This is a genomic window from Candidatus Enterovibrio escicola (genome assembly GCF_002464935.1).
GTDB lineage: Bacteria > Pseudomonadota > Gammaproteobacteria > Enterobacterales > Vibrionaceae > Enterovibrio > Enterovibrio escicola.
In genome coordinates this window covers 85,280-101,679 of the sequence record NZ_NBYY01000011.1, presented here as the reverse complement: position 1 = coordinate 101,679, position 16,400 = coordinate 85,280, and the positions used below count along the sequence as shown (strand labels likewise).

The following is a 16,400-nucleotide window of genomic DNA, read 5'->3' as shown; positions in this document are numbered from 1 at the left end:
GTTGGTGCCAGCACTGTAACTATATCGTCTGAGTCAATTTACTCGATGACACCCCATCAGGTTAGTGAGGTCCTAGGCTGTTTAGCCACATTGCCGTTTTGTCTGGCTAATATCACCTGAGTCTCCGAAAAATATAGTGTCTTTTTATGGATTAATACGGTACGCATTTTTCTATCGGACTGATTACTGAAGCCTAAGGACGAGTCAGTAGTATGTTAACGCCGTTACATCAGGCGCTGCATCCCCCTGTAAAATAATCTGTTGTTATTAATATAAATGAAACAACGTACAAACGAAATGTGGAAGCGGTTACCCGATGGGTCTGGCTCCTCAGTGGCAGTGATGCGGGATATTAGACCATTCGTTATCGGCGTAATGCGGAAATAGAAAAAGCAATGCTGGATAAACAATGCCACGCGATAGTGATAATCTACCAATGGGGTAGTTATAACTTGCTGGATCTTATTCGTCACCAGTTATATTGAGCACATGTCATCCGTAATTTTCAACAAATGGCAGAATACAGCAGTGGAGATTTAATGTCTCATATTGGCAAATGTCTTATTCGGTTCTGCCATTCGGTATTCCGAATGCAGCACTGCTATGAGCAAGGAAAAATCACTGACATCGAGTGGTAGCGACGAATGTTGCGTCTTAGAAAAAATCTTTTGGCTTGGCTAAAGAAAGGCAAACAGGTTTCAACATCTCGGTATACTGGAAGGTGTGCTTATATCTTGAAGCACGAATAGGGACTCTGGGTTTTCCTTCATCATGAAGGTGTAACGTTGACCAATAATGAAGCTGAGCGGTGTATTCGGATTAGTGTCATCGTTCGGAAAATCTGCTTCGATACCAGCTCCTCTCCGAGGAGAATAGTTCCGTTCTCGTGTTCTGTTTGTGGTTGAAACCTGTAAGAAACGTGGACTGTCTGCATTGGATATCATTAGCGATGTAGTGTCATCGGTGATCCTCGCGTATTCATTTCAACCAAAGAAGCAAAATATCAAGATGATTCGGCTTGATAAGCAAGTGCTTATGCAGATCTGAGATTAAAACAACATTGTTAGGAGGTATCATTTTGGAAATAACGTCGAAAATAACAACAAATTAGGAGATTTAGTTCCAGCATCCGTCACCACATTTTTAGTGGCCATATTTAATATTGCACGTGTAATATTTTCAAAATAAGCGCTTATATGATTTTATAAATAGAAAGTTACTACTCCAGCTACATGAGGTGCTGCTATTGATGCTAATGTGATTGCTGTTGGTTCTCTAGCAGGTGAGGAAGAACAAGCATCTGCTCCATGCCTATTAGAAGCAGATACAATGTATACTATTCCAGCATGAAAAGAGTTAAATATAGCATCATCTAAAGGACTAATTGGACCTCTTGTAGTTATATTTAGGTTTACTATTGCTGGCTTTATATGATTTTTAGCTATCCAATCAACACCTGCCAGTATGTCTGAGTAAAATCCTGTGTTAGTGCAGCCGAATACTTTTACACCATGTAAGGTCACGTTCTTAGCTATACCATATCGAGTACCACCTAAAGTACCTACCACAGGGGTGCCTTGACCAAGGCAGTCATCAGGATCACTATCCTTGTTTATAACATCATAACCATTACCTATCCGACCTATAAATTCTTGATGAGATGCGCGAATACCTGAATCAAGAATATAAGCATGCACACCTATACCAGTGTTGTTGTAGGTATATTTATTATTGAAAGGCAAGCTTATTTGATCTATACGATCTAGACCCCAAGATGGTGAAGCATCTTGATTGAATTTTTCTATATCATTTAAAGATACTTGGTTTAAGTTAGTAACCCCATCAACCATAACATAATGAACTTTTGCTTTTTTCTTTAATTCTTTAGCAGCTTCTGGAGTTAAGGTGGCAGAGAAACCTTTTAAAGCAGAAGAATAAACATGACCTCGTTTATTTTTAGTACTTGAGGTAGTAGTATAAGACGTTCGATCAGTTACATCATCAATCAATCTTTCTGCTACTTGTTGAACTGATTGTCCTGCAGAAAAACCAAGACCTTGTAGAGTCTCTCCATTAGGAGAGAAAACTGACTCCTTGAAAACAACTATGTAACTATTAGGAATGATTTCAATCTCTATTGCTGATAGTCAGCTCTGTCGCCAAGACAGAAGTACTTGAAAACAGATTAAAAAATAGACTACATATAGCGATAAATAGATATTTCTTCATGTTTATACCAATTTAATTGGTCAATGTAATTATTGAAAGTTAATTTTATTTTAGTTTACCTAGGAGGTTCCTCTCAGAAACTATATGTGGTGGGGCTTAAGGAATGTCCTTTAAAACGGCACTGTTAGTTTTAAAGCCAGTCACTGGTATATTTCGTTTTAGGTTAGGGGACACGCTGTATATACTGGTTTAAATATTCCTCCCGCATTTTTAATTGTTTATTATTAAGAATGGTTATTACTTACTATAAACTAAACGTTGTGTTCTTGTACTCGAATGAATGTGGTTCGCTTTATTAGTTCTTTTAGCTTTGCTGCACCAACATAAGTGTAAGTCGAATGCACACCACCAAGAATACCAGACATTGTATTGTGTACAGAGATACGGAATTGAAGCAGTACGGTTTTTCCTTCAGCTGCTCGATACTTGGTTATGCCATCGGAGTGTTTCTCCATTGTAGATTCTGAGGATATACCATAAAATTTCATGAATGTTTTACTATCTTTCTCAACTAGTTCACCACTACTTTCTTCATGATCTTCTAACATACCACCCAACATCACTAAATCTGCGCTGCTACCGAATGATTTAGCAACGTCGCCTGCATATGAACAACCACCATCACCGATAATTTGACCACTTAGACCATGAGCCATGTCAGCACACTCAATGATTGCTGACAGTTGTGGATAGCTTACAACTGTTTTTACACGTGTAGTACATACAGAATCTGGGTCAATGCAAACTTTCACGATGTCTGCATCAGCAAGGATCAGTTCTTCAACCAGGTCACCCCTAACAACGTTACCTGCGCTAATCACTCTATCTGAAAACGTTTCATGTACGTTACTAACATATTTAGATGTTCTTAGATCGCCTTCCATCATCTAGAATGCACAGATGTTATATCTTAATTTGCCATCAAATACTCTAAAAACAGCGTTAGGAGAGCGATATCCAGATTGTTCATAGCAAGTTCAATAATTGGTCTTTTTATCCCCTCCTGACAAACTGCTTTGTTGCAATACTAATTGCCCTCGGTCAGGTGAAATGTACAACCTAGAGGAGGGTTAGTCAGACTGAAGTATACTCCTCGTGTCATTTTTTGACTTGGAAATGTGCATGGTTCATAAACAGGTAAATGATCATAACCGATTTTATATTCAGTAATGATTGGCTGAGATTAATGAACTCGACTGTCGTTGTTAAGAACCCAGAGATGAGCATATTTTATAAAAGTTGAGTGAGCTGAAAGGAGGGCAATCAAAAACCCCTGTTTACCGTCTAGAAAACCTAGTTTAAGGACATACATCCGTAGAAAGCATCCGATTGCATGAATGATCCCCTGACCAATGCTAATTTTTTCTCTTTTGTCCTGTCGAGTATCGGCCCAAGCTTTGGCATACGATGCTGATTTTACGAGGTAATGTGTCAAATCTCGGTAGGAGTAGTGCAGCAGCTCGGCATCTATGACAATTGTTTTTGCGTTGTGAGGCACAATTACTTTTTCATGTACCAATGCATCATCGTACTGTGTGAAGTCACGTGGGTACACACGGACGTGACTATAATACCAACCGGAGTGGCGAAGGAAACGACCAAAGACCCAAGTGAGTTCGTTTACTTCAACTAAGGTATTTTTCGGTGGGTTCTTAAGCATAGAAAGTAAGCGGTTTTTTAGTTTTAGTGAGACAACTTCATCTGCATCGATGGCTAGAATCCAGTCTTTGGTTGCATAACTTTGAGCTAATTGTTTTTGTTTTCCAAATCCAAACCATTCTACGGTTACATATACTTTAGCCCCGCTGTTTTTAGCAATCATAACCGTTTTATCTGTGCTTCCAGAGTCAACCACGATGATTTCATCCACCCAGTCAAGCGAGGCGAGGCATTCAGGTAAAATTAGCTCTTCGTTTTTGGTGATTACAATGGCACTGATAGATGCACGTTGTTGGCTATGCTTCATAAGCAAAGTTCTTCCTTCGAAATGACCTCGTCAAAGCGCGAGATCACTTCACCAATAGTGATTCGTTGCATCGCATTTTTATCTTTAACGCGAGTTCGCCAATCCACTTGGTTAGTCATTTTACCAGTTTCTACTTTAATTGCTTCGTCATAGGCGTTAACCACATATTGTCGCCAGTTATAAGGACCTGTTCGTTCAGGATTATGGTGTGCGTAGAGGCCGATTACGGGTGTACCAACAGCATTCGCCAAATGTGCAGGCCCGCTGTCTGGTGCGAGTACTAGTGAAGCTTCTTTCTCTAATGAGATAAGCTGGAGTAGAGTTATCTTACCGATCAAGTTTGTGACAGGGTGGGTTAGCATAGCCTCAATATTATCACCTAATTCGATTTCTATTTTACCTGAACCACCTGTAAGGATGATATTGAAACCTTTATTAATGGCATGTTCAATTACGGCTGCATAGCCTTCAACGATCCAGTTCTTAAAGGTTTTACTGGCCGCTGGTGCCACAATTAGTGTTGGCTTTTCATTTAACTGTGCTTTCGCCCACATTATGTCTGTGTCTGCAAGAGGAAGAGTCCATGTCGGTGTTTGTTGTTTGAGCCCTAGTGTTTCTGTAAACGCCATAAATCCATCTAATACATGAAGAGATGTTGGTGAGAGCACTTTCACATTGGTAAACCACAGTTGTAAATCATGGGCACGAATTTGATCAAACCCCAATTTATACTTAGCTTTTATTCCTACGGATAGCAAACTTGCCCTAATGGCACATTGCATGTGGAGTAGGGCATCAAAGTATTGATTATTTAGGATCTTCCATACTGCTTGTATCCCTCTAAACCCTAACTGTTTGTCGAATGCGATAACTTTGACACTGGGAAGTAAAGGACGGAGGAATGCGGTTTCAGCATTACCAGCGATCCAAGTTATTCTGGTTTGTGGCCATTGCTGCTGAATAGTTTGTACTGAAGCAATAGCATTACAGACATCTCCGATTGCGGATAAACGTAAAATACAAATAGATCGTGGTGGGCTTGTAAATAGGGTCATAGTAATACATATGTGAGTATCGTAGCTAGAATTATGCAACTGCTGATTTGCCATGCAAGCCATGCAAGCCATGCAAGCCATGCAAGCCATGCAAACTGTGAACTTAAGAAGTTTGAATTTTATCGATGATTTCATGATCACCTGATAAATTCCAGTCTATTTTTTATTCTTGATTCTATATTAACACAACTTGAAGATGCAGGTTTCAGTGAGTTTTACTGCTGTCATGATCAAAGTACACATTTCTAGGTGTAGTGATCTTCATCAAAAAGGGATAGTATCGAGCATGGCATTAGTAAATTTGTCCTACAGGAAGGTATCAATGTGCCTATTGCGTCCTTAAATCCTGTGAAATAAAGTAATTATCTCTATGAGAATTTTCCTCGGACTGAATGCACTAATGACCTCTAAAATCGAGTATCTTCAAGTTATTTGAAGATATATCATTATTAACATCTTGAAGATAGGTGAACATTGATATGATTAATTCTAGGATATTTATCCCTGTCTAGGATATTTATCCCTGTAATGAATGACAAACATCCGATGATTGTAGAATATAATACATTGATACGGGTTTACATTCAAATACCCTTCGATATCTCGGTATATCCCTAGCCCTCTAGTTCTTTTCTTTTTTTATTCCTTTGTACACAATATACACAAAAGGTGGGTGGAGTTTTTCTCAGTGGGGTTTAATAAACATCGGTAATAGAGTACCCTCTTAAAATGCTTACCAGAAAGATACTCTATTTCAAAATAACTTAAAAATGCTAGATTTCATAGGTCATAAGCGCGTTTAGTTCGCGGAAAATACTTATAGTAATAATCGGTTATATATTCAATATATTGTTCTTCGTGTGACATGCGTATTTTTTTCAGGGTGATTATTATAGCTAATGTTGACATTAAATGTCGTTTTTGCCAGTAGATAAAAACGGGTAGAAAACAAGGTATAGGTCGGAGTGTACACCAACATTATCATTGTCAGTTATGTTGTCCATAAATTGAGCTAATAACTACAATACTTACAGTTTTACATAATGAAGAGGAAAATAACTATTGAAAGATATATGCTCTTCTCTCCTAGGAAACAAAAAGTACTACCATGAATGGCGTTGTTGATTAAATTAACCTGAACTGCGCATAAGAAATGAACTCAATACCCAAGTTGCTATCTGACTCGTTTAAAAAAACTAGCGACTGCATAAGGACTTGGCATAAATAGCTTAAACGCTGTTTTCGTCAATGTCGATGATTTCTACCAGACGTTCCTCCCTGCATGGGAAAAACACCCCATTTCTTCCGGTATCAAACAAAGAAACAAGCCTTCTCGCTTCTTAGTTAGCGAAGTGATAAGCTACTGATAGCTTTCCATCAATCTGGATATCGAGACTTCAAAACCTATTACATCCACTTTATTTGCCGCTACCGCACCAACAAATTTCCTGAATTAGTTCACTACACGTGAATGCTCAAGTTCATACAAGGTCTTTTGATGCCACTTTGCTCTTACCTCACTAACCGTCAGGTAAGGTTAATAGGTATTGCCTTCGTTGATTTGTCCAAGCTACAGGTTTGTCACAACCTACGCATTTTCAGATATCAGGTTTCTAAAGGTACCGCGAAGCGAGGAAAAGGAACGATGGGGTGGTTCTACGGCTTCAAATTATATCTTATTATCAATGATCGGTATTATCTCAGTCAAAGTGACGACGGCTAACATGGATGATAGAAAGCCTGTATCGAAAATGGCTGACGAGCTTTGGGGGTGTTTATAGGAAAACAAAGTTTATATCTCTGGCCCATCGGAGCGGGAATTTTCAGACAAGGGAGTGACACTGATAACGGGTGTAAAAAAGAATATGAAACCCAAAGTGATGAAAATTTGGGACTGCCTGATCTTCTCGAACCCTTCACAAAGAGAATCACTTTCTCTTGAAATGTTTGCTCAAATCTGAAATAAAACCGTTATACTCTCAGTTCTTATCCTCAATATATTTTAGCATGAACAAAAAATACGCCCAACTTGTACAGACGGCCGCATGGGCAGCGACAATTACTGCACTGTTTTTAGTGCTGATGAAGCTTGTGACTTGGTGGTACACAGGATCCATCAGTCTACTGGCGTCTCTGGTTGATACTGTACTTGATATGTTAGCGTCCATCACCAACTTAGTTGTTATTCGATATGCGCTGCAACCCGCAGATAACGAGCACAGTTTTGGTCATGGCAAAGCTGAATCTCTCGCGGCACTTGCACAAGCTGCATTTATTGTAGGTTCAGCATTCTTTTTACTTCTCAATGGTATTGATCGGTTACATCGTCCTACCGAACTGCATAACCCTGCATTAGGTGTTTTTGTTAGTGTGATTTCGGCATTTCTCACGGGAGGATTAGTGCTGTTTCAAAAATGGGTGGTACACCATACAGGCAGTCAGGCGATTTCAGCCGACTCACTACATTATCAATCTGACCTGTTTATGAATATAGCTATTATCGTGGCTCTTAGTTTAGCATGGTATGGTATTAGTACAGCCGATGCTGTGTTCGCTATTGTGATTGGTATATTTATTTTGCTCAGTGCCATCAGAATGGCGCACCAAGCCGTGCAATCATTACTCGACCACCAACTTCCCGTAGAAGACCAAAAAAAAATCGCAATTCTAGCATCCACCGTATCTGGTGTTGAAGGGATACATGATCTTCGCACACGTCAAGCTGGTGCTACGCGGTTTATTCAATTGCATTTGGAACTAGATGACAACTTAAAACTTGTAGATGCCCATCTTATTGCCGATGTAGTAGAAGACAGATTGAAAGTGGCTTTTCCTGGTGCGGACATACTAATTCATCAGGATCCCGTATCGGTTGTCAGACAGACTCACCGAAAACATAGTTAACCTGAGTTGTGCATAAGAAATGCACTAAATGCCAAAGTCGCGATCTGATCTTTTAAAAGACTATTGACTTCATAAGGACTTTGGCATGAATAACTTAGACGCTGTTTTCATCGATGTCGACGATTTTTGCCAGACTTTTCTCCCTGCATGGGAGAAACCCCTAATTTTTTCTAGTTTCAAACAATAAAACAAACATTTTCACCTCTTACGTTAGCGAAGTGATGACGATAGTGATAGCTTTCCATCAATCTTGGTATCGAGACTTAAAACTTGGTATCGAGACTTAAAAAGCTGTTATATCCACTTTATTTACCGCTCCCTCCCCAACGCATTTCCTGAATTAGTCAGCTACACGAGAATGTTCAAACGCATGCAATATGTTCTGGTTCATCTTTGCTCTTACCTCACTCACCGTCAGGCATTACCTTCGTTGATTTGTCCAAGCTACAGGTTTGTCACAACCTCCGCATTTTCAGATATCAGGTTTTTAAAGGTGCCGCGAAGTGAGAAAAAGGAACGATGGGGTGGTTCTACAGCCTAAAATTATAGCTTATTATCAATGATCGGTATTATTTCAAATCAAAGTAACAACAGATAACGTGGATGATAGAAAGCCTGTATCGGAAATGGTTGACGAGCTTTGGGCGTGTTTACACGGAGATGAAGGTTATCTCTCTGATCCATTGGAGCGGGAACTCGTAGACAAGGGAGTGACACTGATAACGGGTATGCAAAAACATATGACACCCAAAGTTATAAAACTTTGGGATCGCCTAATCTTTTGGAAACGATTTATTATTTAAACCGTTTTTGAACAACTAAAAAACATATTTCAAATCAAGCATTCTCGGCACCGCCGTTGTATCAGCTTTATGGTCAACTTACTGGCGTGGATCATCGCGTATTTATTTCAACAAAAGAAGCCGAGCTTCAAGATGATTAAGTTTGATAAGCAAGCACTTATGCAGATCTGAGGTTAGTTAACCTGAGCTGAACATAATAAATGAATTAAATATCCAAGATCTCGGTCTAATTGTTCAAATAAAACTATCAATCAAATAAGGACTTGGGCATGAATGATTTAGATGATGTTTTTACCGATAAACTGTGTTCTGCTATAAATTAAATCTTTTGCTGTGGCTGCTTTTTTTGCAATTACAGCGAAGCTTTTAGCGTTCAGTGCTGCGCCACCAACGAGTGCCCCGTCTATATCTGGTTGTGTGAAGTATGCTGCCGCATTTTCAGGCTTAACAGAACCTCCGTATTGGATAATGACATTCTTGGCTACTTCTTCGCTCTGAACAGCGATGTGAGCCCGAATCGCCGAATGGATATATTGTGCATTTTTAGATGTTGCAGCTTTGCCGGTACCAATAGCCCAAATTGGTTCGTATGCGATAACGGTACCGTTCAGAGCATCAACGCCTTGTATCTTAATTACAGCATCCAGTTGACGTGTACAGACTTCCAGGGTTTCTCCTGCTTCATTTTGTGCATTAGATTCACCAATACAAAGAATAGGAACCATTCCGCTCTCTTTGACTGATGCAAATTTCTTCGCAACTAATTCATCAGATTCTGCGTGGTATTCTCGGCGCTCTGAATGGCCGATAATGACATAAGTGGTGCCGAATTCTTTTAGCATTCTAGGGGAAATGTCACCGGTAAACGAGCCATTGAGGTTTACGTCTACGTTTTGTGCACCTAAAATAATTTTGCTTTGTACTTGACTTAGCAGTTGCTTTGCCAAATCTAAAAACATGACAGGAGGTGCGATCGCAATATCAACACCTTCTACGCCGTTAAGCTCTATATCAATTCCTTTGATTAAATCTTCAATTACTGCTTTGTTTCCGTTAAGTTTCCAGTTACCCATTACTAGTGGACGGCGCATAGGAATATCTCCGTGATCCAATTATCAAAATCAATTGTCGAAATGATAGCAGTAGAGCTTGTTCACACTACCTATTTTAAAAGCATAACTGTCATCGTCTCTCAAGTAAATATGAACATTTTAATAACAAATCTTAGGAAGAGAATGTATATATTGTTATCAAAGCAAACTTTGATCTTAAGAGATTCCTAAGTATCTAGTTACAATTACACAAAATGGAGAGGAAGTAGTGGTGCAATATCGTAATAGGTAACATGTTATGCGTCACATGTCATATTGTTGTGTGGTATAGTAACCCTGTTTTTATGGCGTCAATGTTGTTTTTTGTTAAAAATTAAATTTAGCTAGCTATTGGTAGCGTCTAATTCCAACATCTCTGATGTCAAAGTTAAAGCTTATGTTTTCCTGATTGGGGCGTTTGGGAATAGTGCTAGTCCTTAAATTTAAGTCGAAAGTGTGATATTTTCCCATCAAGCTGATAATGACATTTCTTTAAAAATAACGATAGGCTGCTTAAACCATAAATATTTCTCAGAGCGATGATTGATCCTTGCATGATGATTAAATTCTCGACCATTTTCTGTCATAATCGTAATGGACTTGCTTTTTATATTAAATAACCTCAGATCTGCATAAGTGCTTGCTTATCAAACTTAATCATCTTGAAGCTCGGCTTCTTTTGTTGAAATAAATACGCGATGATCCACGCCAGTAAGTTGACCATAAAGCTGATACAACTACGGTGCTGAGACTGCTCAATTTGGGATATGTTTTTTCACACCCGTTATCAGTGTCACTCCCTTGTCTACGAGTTCCCGCTCCAATGGATCAGAGAGATAACCTTCATCTCCGTGTAAACACGCCCAAAGCTCGTCAACCATTTCCGATACAGGCTTTCTATCATCCACGTTAGCCGTCGTTACTTTGATTTGAAATAATACCGATTATTGATAATAAGCTATAATTTTAGGCTGTAGAACCACCCCATCATTCCTTTTTCTCACTTCGCGGCACCTTTAAAAACCTGATATCTGAAAATGCGGAAGTTGTGACAAACCTGTAGCTTGGACAAATCAACGAAGGTAATGCCTGACGGTGAGTGAGGTAAGAGCAAAGATGAACCAGAACATATTGCATGCGTTTGAGCATTCTCGTGTAGCTGACTAATTCAGGAAATGCGTTGGGGAGGGAGCGGTAAATAAAGTGGATATAACAGCTTTTTAAGTCTCGATACCAAGATTGATGGAAAGCTATCACTATCGTCATCACTTCGCTAACGTAAGAGGTGAAAATGTTTGTTTCATTGTTTGAAACTGGAAAAAATTAGGGGTTTCTCCCATGCAGGGAGAAAAGTTTGGCAAAAATCGTCGACATCGATGAAAACAGCGTCTAAGTTATTCATGCCAAAGTCCTTATGAAGTCAATAGTCTTCTAAAAGATCAGATCGCGACTTTGGCATTTAGTGCATTTATTAAGCGCAGTTTAGGTTAATTACGAAGAGTGATTTTAAGATTAAGAAACTGTTTATAGTGAAACATTTCTGTCTCTGCTAATGAGAGTTTGTGATAACCCCATCCTTTTTCAACTCAGCTAATTTATCTTCTTCTAACGCTTTTGCAGTTTCATTTCTAGGATGCCCTGCTTACCAGTATCAAGCGTTGCTTCGCAGTGGAATACTAGGATGTTATTGCTTTATTTTTCAGTACGGAGTGACATGCTTTTGTGTCATAGGATCCATCAGCAATAACCTCATAAGTAGATATATCAACGGCAAAATGAAGTTTGCGTTAGATACGTCTCTTTTCCTTACCGTATTTACGCATCTTCCATTTGCCTTCGCCGTATACCTTTAGGCTTGTGGCATAAATAACGACGTGTGCGATAATTCCTCATCCAGCAAACGGTATTTAACTTCTACGTTTTTCGAACACTTATTAATGCAAGTGTATGTAGGGTATTGCAGCAGGACATGTATCAATGTAGAAACTGAATTTAGAAAGCCTTCTAACGTACGAAGTAGGAACTTGAAAATATCTTTCACCATCAGTGCCGTTTCAATCACGACATCCGAAAATATAAACCAACGTCTACGATGACCGTGATGCATTAGACAATGCAATGCATTAATGGCAGCGAGGTCTATCACAAAAAGTGACTACTACACGATTTACTAATGTTTGATTATATTATTTTTAGTTGCTGATATTGTGCTTGGTCTTTCCCATCATGACCTCCCGTTTAACTCCATGATGATCTGATCTTAGTAATCGCGATTAGTTCAGATGTTTTGGAAAAAACGCCCATGATAATGCCCTTAAAACAACAGAGAGTTGTACTCGCCTCAATATTATTTATATGCCATATCTATCTGATATGACAAGTATAGTTGTCAGAGACTATGACACGATTTGAAGTGAAAATGTTGTTCGTTTATTATGAAAGGTAAGAAACGATTACCAATTATTTCATAAGCTGCATATAATCTTGGAAGGAGCGGGAGATCACCGAAGTGATCTAGTTATAGATGAGCATTCATTCTCAATATTGAACTTCACTCTCTACATGCCGTATAGTTCAAATCTGAATTCAATAGAAAGATTTTGGAAAGTGATGAATGAAAGATCGAGAAATAACGGTTATTTTAAAATAACCGCGATTATAAAGAGGTTATTAACTAATCTTTTACTGCAATTATTCTAAATATTCTAGATTTTTGGTATCTCAAATAAATAATATATTTCAGGCACTCAAACCTGAATTTTAAGTTGATTGAGTATACTTTTTAAGTGGGTGGTGTAGATGCATGTATCGAGTTCGACTAATAGAATAACGTTCAAGCAAGAAAATGATCTGTTCAGGAGGATCTATGACTAATTGGATCAAAGCAGAAGTTATTAAGAATCACCATTGGAATAAGAATCTATTTAGTCTTGTTCTTGACGCTGATGTCACCAGCTTTATTGCTGGGCAATTCACCAAGCTCGGCTTAGAGATCGATGGTAAACTGATCCAACGTGCATACTCCTACGTCAATGCGCCTAACAGTAGAAACCTAGAGATTTACGCAACTCGTGTGGTTAACGGTCTTCTATCTCCAAAACTTCACGCCCTTGAGATCGGCGAGTCTGTGATGATAACCAAAGAGGCCTATGGATTCTTTACCCTCGATGAAATTCCGCAAGGGAAACACCTATGGATGATTTCGACAGGTACGGCATTAGGCCCATTTCTGTCTATCCTACAACAAGAATATGTATGGCAACGTTTTCGTAAGGTTATCCTGATCCATGCCGTTCGATTTTCTGCAGACCTGAGCTACCAATCTAAAATTAATGCGTTGAAACAACGCTATAGCGGTCAGCTTATTGTACAGCCCTTTGTGAGTCGAGAACTAGAATCTGGTGCACTGTCTGGGCGTATCACGCATGCCCTTAATAACGGAATGCTAGAACGTAGGGTAGGTTTTACACTATCTCCAGATCAAAGCCAAGTGATGTTGTGCGGCAATCCACAGATGGTCAAAGAAGTACGACTTTTACTTATAAACAAGGGATTAAAAAAGAACTTGCGTCGTATTCCTGGTCATGTTACTATCGAACAGTACTGGTAAGTTACTGTGTGCTAGTGATCATTTTCTAACGCCCTTCAACTATTTCTCGCAGATTCTTACAGGCATCGTTTATTTCTGGTATAAAACGGTGTTGTTAATTTAATCAACCCTATAACGCACTGATTTCGACTTTTTACAGTCTTAATTTGTCTGTTGGCGAACAAGCATATTGAGTCATATAACTTTGTTTATCGCTTTCACATTTACCAGTGCTTCACTAACTGGATCATTTTAATTACGAAGAGTAATTTTAGGGTTGAGCAACTGTTTATAGCGAAACATTGCTGTTTCTGCTAATGAGCATTTATGATAATCCATGTCCTTTTTCACTCCGCCAGTTTATCTTCTTTTAAAGCCTTTATAGTTTTATGTCTCGGATGCCCTGCCTCCGAGTACCCCGCGTTGCTCCTTGGTGGAATACTTGGCATAATTCCTTTATTTTTTAGTACGTGGTTATATGCTCTTATGTCATAGGCACCATCAGCACTGACTTGCTGTATCTTTCGTCATAACGGGTTAAGAAATGTAGGTAAAAACTCATTATCACCTACAGAAACTAGGCTAACTTCTGCAGCCATAACCGCATGAGTAGATAAATCAACGTCAAGATAAAGTTTGCGCCACATACACCACTCGACCTTCCCGTGGTTGCGCGTTTTCCATTCACCTTCATCGTATACTTTTAGGCCTATGGCATTAATAACGCCTTAAAAACCTGATGTCTGAGAATGCGTAGGTTGTTACAAACCTATATCTTGAACGAATCAACGAAGGAAATCCCTGTCAACCTTGCCTGACGGTGAGTGAGGTAAAAGCAAAGCAAAATCAAAATATCTTGTAAGAGCTTGAGCATTTACGTGTAGTCGACTAATTCAGGAAATTCATTGGGGAGGGAGCGGAAAACAAAGTGGATGCAATAGGTTTTAAAGTCTTGATATCCAGATCAATGGAAAGCTATCACTATCGTTATGACTTCTCTAACTAAAAGGCGAAAAGGTTTGTTGCTTATTTTGACACCTGAAATCCTGTATTTTTCCCAAGCAGTAAGGAAAACCTGACGGAGATCTTGATATCGGTTAAAACACCGTCTGCATTATTAATGCAAAGTTCTTATGCGTTTGATGATTTAGTTCAAACTAACAGATTATGCCTTGGGCATTTAGTTTATTTCTTATGCGTAGCTCGGGTTAATTAGTACGTGTAATATCTGCTTGAGATTCCAATCGTTTTCAAGTAATAGATGAACAAAAGCTCTTTGATATGCTGGTATCTTGTATTTGCGTGTTCGCTTACGCTTGTTCGTCGATAGAACTTGAGTGATTTTAAGGCAATAGGTACTGTTATTACGGTACCTTTCAGCTCTTAATAACTCGATAAACTTAGGAACGATGGCACTTAATTCTTTTTACAATATCTGAGATTAGATTCCCCCTTCCAAAAGAGCTACAATTTGGTATCTTTTTACCTTAGTTAACTCCTGTGAATTCAGGAGTAGGGAAGTTACAGTTTTAAACAAACAGCCAGTAAGCTAAACTGGCACTTTAAGCATGACTGGGACAAACCCTCGATAGCACTAGTACTTTTCTTAGCGAATCTTGGAGTGAGGCTTGATGTCTCGACATGCGAAAATGGATTTGAAGTATCAATCCCCAAAGTTGAGAGGGTAATCATGGTTAGTAAAGTTGGTGTTTTAACCAGTGGCGGTGACGCCCCAGGTATGAATGCAGCAATTCGTGGCGTTGTGCGTGCAGCACTGAGAGAAGGTTTAGAAATTTATGGTATTTTTGATGGTTTCCAAGGTTTACATCAGAATAACATTGAAAAACTCAACCGTACCAGCGTATCAGATATCATCAACAAAGGTGGTACTTTCCTTGGTTCAGCACGATTTCCAGAGTTCCGTGATAAGAAAATTCGCGAACAAGCTATTCTCAACATGAAAATGTATGGTATTGAGGCATTAGTTGTGATTGGAGGTGATGGCTCGTACATGGGTGCGAAGAAACTAACTGAAATGGGTTTTCCATGTATTGGGTTACCTGGGACTATAGATAACGACGTAGTTGGTACTGACTACAGTATTGGCTTTCAAACAGCATTGAATACTGTTATCGACGCCATCGACCGTCTGCGTGATACTTCTTCCTCTCACCAGCGTATTTCCCTAGTTGAGGTCATGGGCCGCCATTGCGGCGATCTGACGCTCATGGCCTCGATTGCTGGTGGGTGTGAATACTTCATTACCCCAGAAATTGGGCTAAACAAAGAACAACTTCTATCAAAAATCGAAGAAGGTATATCCAACGGTAAGAAACATGCCATCATCGCAATCACTGAACTCATGACAGACGTAAACGAACTAGCGAAATTTATCGAAATGAAGACGGGTCGTGAAACACGTGCCACCATCCTTGGTCATATCCAACGTGGTGGACAACCTAGCGCATTCGACCGTATTTTAGCTTCTCGCATGGGTGCCTACGCTGTTGAGCTGTTGATTAAAGGAGAGGGTGGCCGTTGTGTTGGTATTCAGCGTGAAGAGCTGTTACACCACGACATCATTGACGCAATTGAAAACATGAGGCGTCCTTTCCGTCAAGATCTTTACGACGTAGCGGACAAGTTATCCTAAGCTACTCGAGGGGCGTTGTTTCTTAAATATCTGAACTAATCGCAATTCCTACGATTAGTTCAGATATTTAAGAAACAACGCCCCTGCATGGGAAAAATACCTAATTTCTT

Annotated in this window: 15 protein-coding genes and 2 pseudogenes; 8 read left to right on the top strand and 9 right to left on the bottom strand. The window is 39.3% G+C overall.

Features of this window, described 5'->3' with window-relative positions:
* Window positions 1-897: 897 nt before the first annotated feature.
* A complete protein-coding gene (locus tag BTN49_RS13855) occupies window positions 898-1,047 on the top strand; it encodes a hypothetical protein (RefSeq protein WP_158523616.1) in 150 nt (49 codons plus the stop codon).
* A gap of 155 nt (window positions 1,048-1,202) precedes the next feature.
* Here BTN49_RS13855 and BTN49_RS04560 read toward each other — a convergent pair whose 3' ends face one another.
* The 4 genes from BTN49_RS04560 to BTN49_RS04545 form a co-directional block, all read right to left on the bottom strand.
* Window positions 1,203-2,108: a S8 family serine peptidase gene (locus tag BTN49_RS04560; protein ID WP_223824007.1), complete on the bottom strand. Its 906-nt coding sequence runs from the start codon at window positions 2,106-2,108 to the stop codon at window positions 1,203-1,205.
* A gap of 372 nt (window positions 2,109-2,480) precedes the next feature.
* Window positions 2,481-3,116, bottom strand: coding sequence for an IMP dehydrogenase (locus BTN49_RS04555; protein WP_097356195.1), 636 nt, complete (start codon window positions 3,114-3,116; stop codon window positions 2,481-2,483).
* A gap of 296 nt (window positions 3,117-3,412) precedes the next feature.
* The gene (locus BTN49_RS04550) at window positions 3,413-4,195 is read right to left on the bottom strand and encodes a glycosyltransferase family 2 protein (RefSeq protein ID WP_097356194.1); all 783 of its coding nucleotides are present in this window, start codon (window positions 4,193-4,195) and stop codon (window positions 3,413-3,415) included.
* A complete protein-coding gene (locus tag BTN49_RS04545) occupies window positions 4,192-5,250 on the bottom strand; it encodes a glycosyltransferase family 9 protein (protein WP_097356301.1) in 1,059 nt (352 codons plus the stop codon). Before BTN49_RS04545 ends, BTN49_RS04550 begins: the two co-directional genes overlap by 4 nt.
* Before the next feature lie 1,220 nt (window positions 5,251-6,470).
* Between BTN49_RS04545 and BTN49_RS21965 the strand changes: the two are divergent.
* From BTN49_RS21965 to BTN49_RS15155, 4 genes and pseudogenes are all read left to right on the top strand, one after another.
* Window positions 6,471-7,154: pseudogene (locus BTN49_RS21965) on the top strand (IS982 family transposase); the annotation flags it as partial.
* 103 nt (window positions 7,155-7,257) lie between these two features.
* On the top strand, window positions 7,258-8,154 hold the full coding sequence (gene fieF, locus BTN49_RS04535) for a CDF family cation-efflux transporter FieF (RefSeq protein WP_097356300.1): 897 nt from the start codon (window positions 7,258-7,260) through the stop codon (window positions 8,152-8,154).
* 250 nt (window positions 8,155-8,404) lie between these two features.
* A complete protein-coding gene (locus BTN49_RS21960; RefSeq protein WP_241896446.1) occupies window positions 8,405-8,695 on the top strand; it encodes a hypothetical protein in 291 nt (96 codons plus the stop codon).
* Between the two features lie 58 nt (window positions 8,696-8,753).
* On the top strand, window positions 8,754-8,957 hold the full coding sequence (locus BTN49_RS15155) for a transposase (protein WP_190319314.1): 204 nt from the start codon (window positions 8,754-8,756) through the stop codon (window positions 8,955-8,957).
* Between the two features lie 278 nt (window positions 8,958-9,235).
* Here BTN49_RS15155 and tpiA read toward each other — a convergent pair whose 3' ends face one another.
* The 4 genes from tpiA to BTN49_RS04515 form a co-directional block, all read right to left on the bottom strand.
* A complete protein-coding gene (tpiA, locus tag BTN49_RS04525) occupies window positions 9,236-10,048 on the bottom strand; it encodes a triose-phosphate isomerase (protein WP_097356192.1) in 813 nt (270 codons plus the stop codon).
* Window positions 10,049-10,803: 755 nt separating this feature from the next.
* Entirely contained in the window at window positions 10,804-10,956 is a 153-nt protein-coding gene (locus tag BTN49_RS15150; protein WP_190322117.1) for a transposase, read from the bottom strand.
* A gap of 79 nt (window positions 10,957-11,035) precedes the next feature.
* Window positions 11,036-11,314 (bottom strand): hypothetical protein, encoded by a 279-nt coding sequence (locus BTN49_RS17405; RefSeq protein ID WP_223824001.1) that lies wholly within the window; start codon window positions 11,312-11,314, stop codon window positions 11,036-11,038.
* Window positions 11,315-11,897: 583 nt separating this feature from the next.
* On the bottom strand, window positions 11,898-12,194 hold the full coding sequence (locus BTN49_RS04515) for a transposase (protein ID WP_097356191.1): 297 nt from the start codon (window positions 12,192-12,194) through the stop codon (window positions 11,898-11,900).
* Between the two features lie 326 nt (window positions 12,195-12,520).
* On the opposite strand from BTN49_RS04515, the gene BTN49_RS20390 reads away from it, so the two are divergent.
* Both BTN49_RS20390 and BTN49_RS04510 read left to right on the top strand, forming a co-directional pair.
* Complete coding sequence (locus tag BTN49_RS20390) at window positions 12,521-12,748, top strand: hypothetical protein (protein ID WP_146679131.1); 228 nt, start codon at window positions 12,521-12,523, stop codon at window positions 12,746-12,748.
* Window positions 12,749-12,914: 166 nt separating this feature from the next.
* Window positions 12,915-13,658 carry a ferredoxin--NADP reductase gene (locus tag BTN49_RS04510; RefSeq protein ID WP_097356190.1) on the top strand — a complete coding sequence of 248 codons (744 nt, stop codon included), beginning with the start codon at window positions 12,915-12,917 and terminating at the stop codon, window positions 13,656-13,658.
* A 174-nt stretch (window positions 13,659-13,832) separates the two neighbouring features.
* On the opposite strand, the pseudogene BTN49_RS17400 reads toward BTN49_RS04510, so the two are convergent.
* A pseudogene (locus tag BTN49_RS17400) lies at window positions 13,833-14,362 on the bottom strand (IS5 family transposase); the annotation flags it as partial.
* A gap of 965 nt (window positions 14,363-15,327) precedes the next feature.
* On the opposite strand from BTN49_RS17400, the gene pfkA reads away from it, so the two are divergent.
* Window positions 15,328-16,290, top strand: a complete 963-nt coding sequence (pfkA, locus tag BTN49_RS04505; RefSeq protein ID WP_097356189.1) for a 6-phosphofructokinase — start codon at window positions 15,328-15,330, stop codon at window positions 16,288-16,290.
* Window positions 16,291-16,400: the final 110 nt, after the last annotated feature.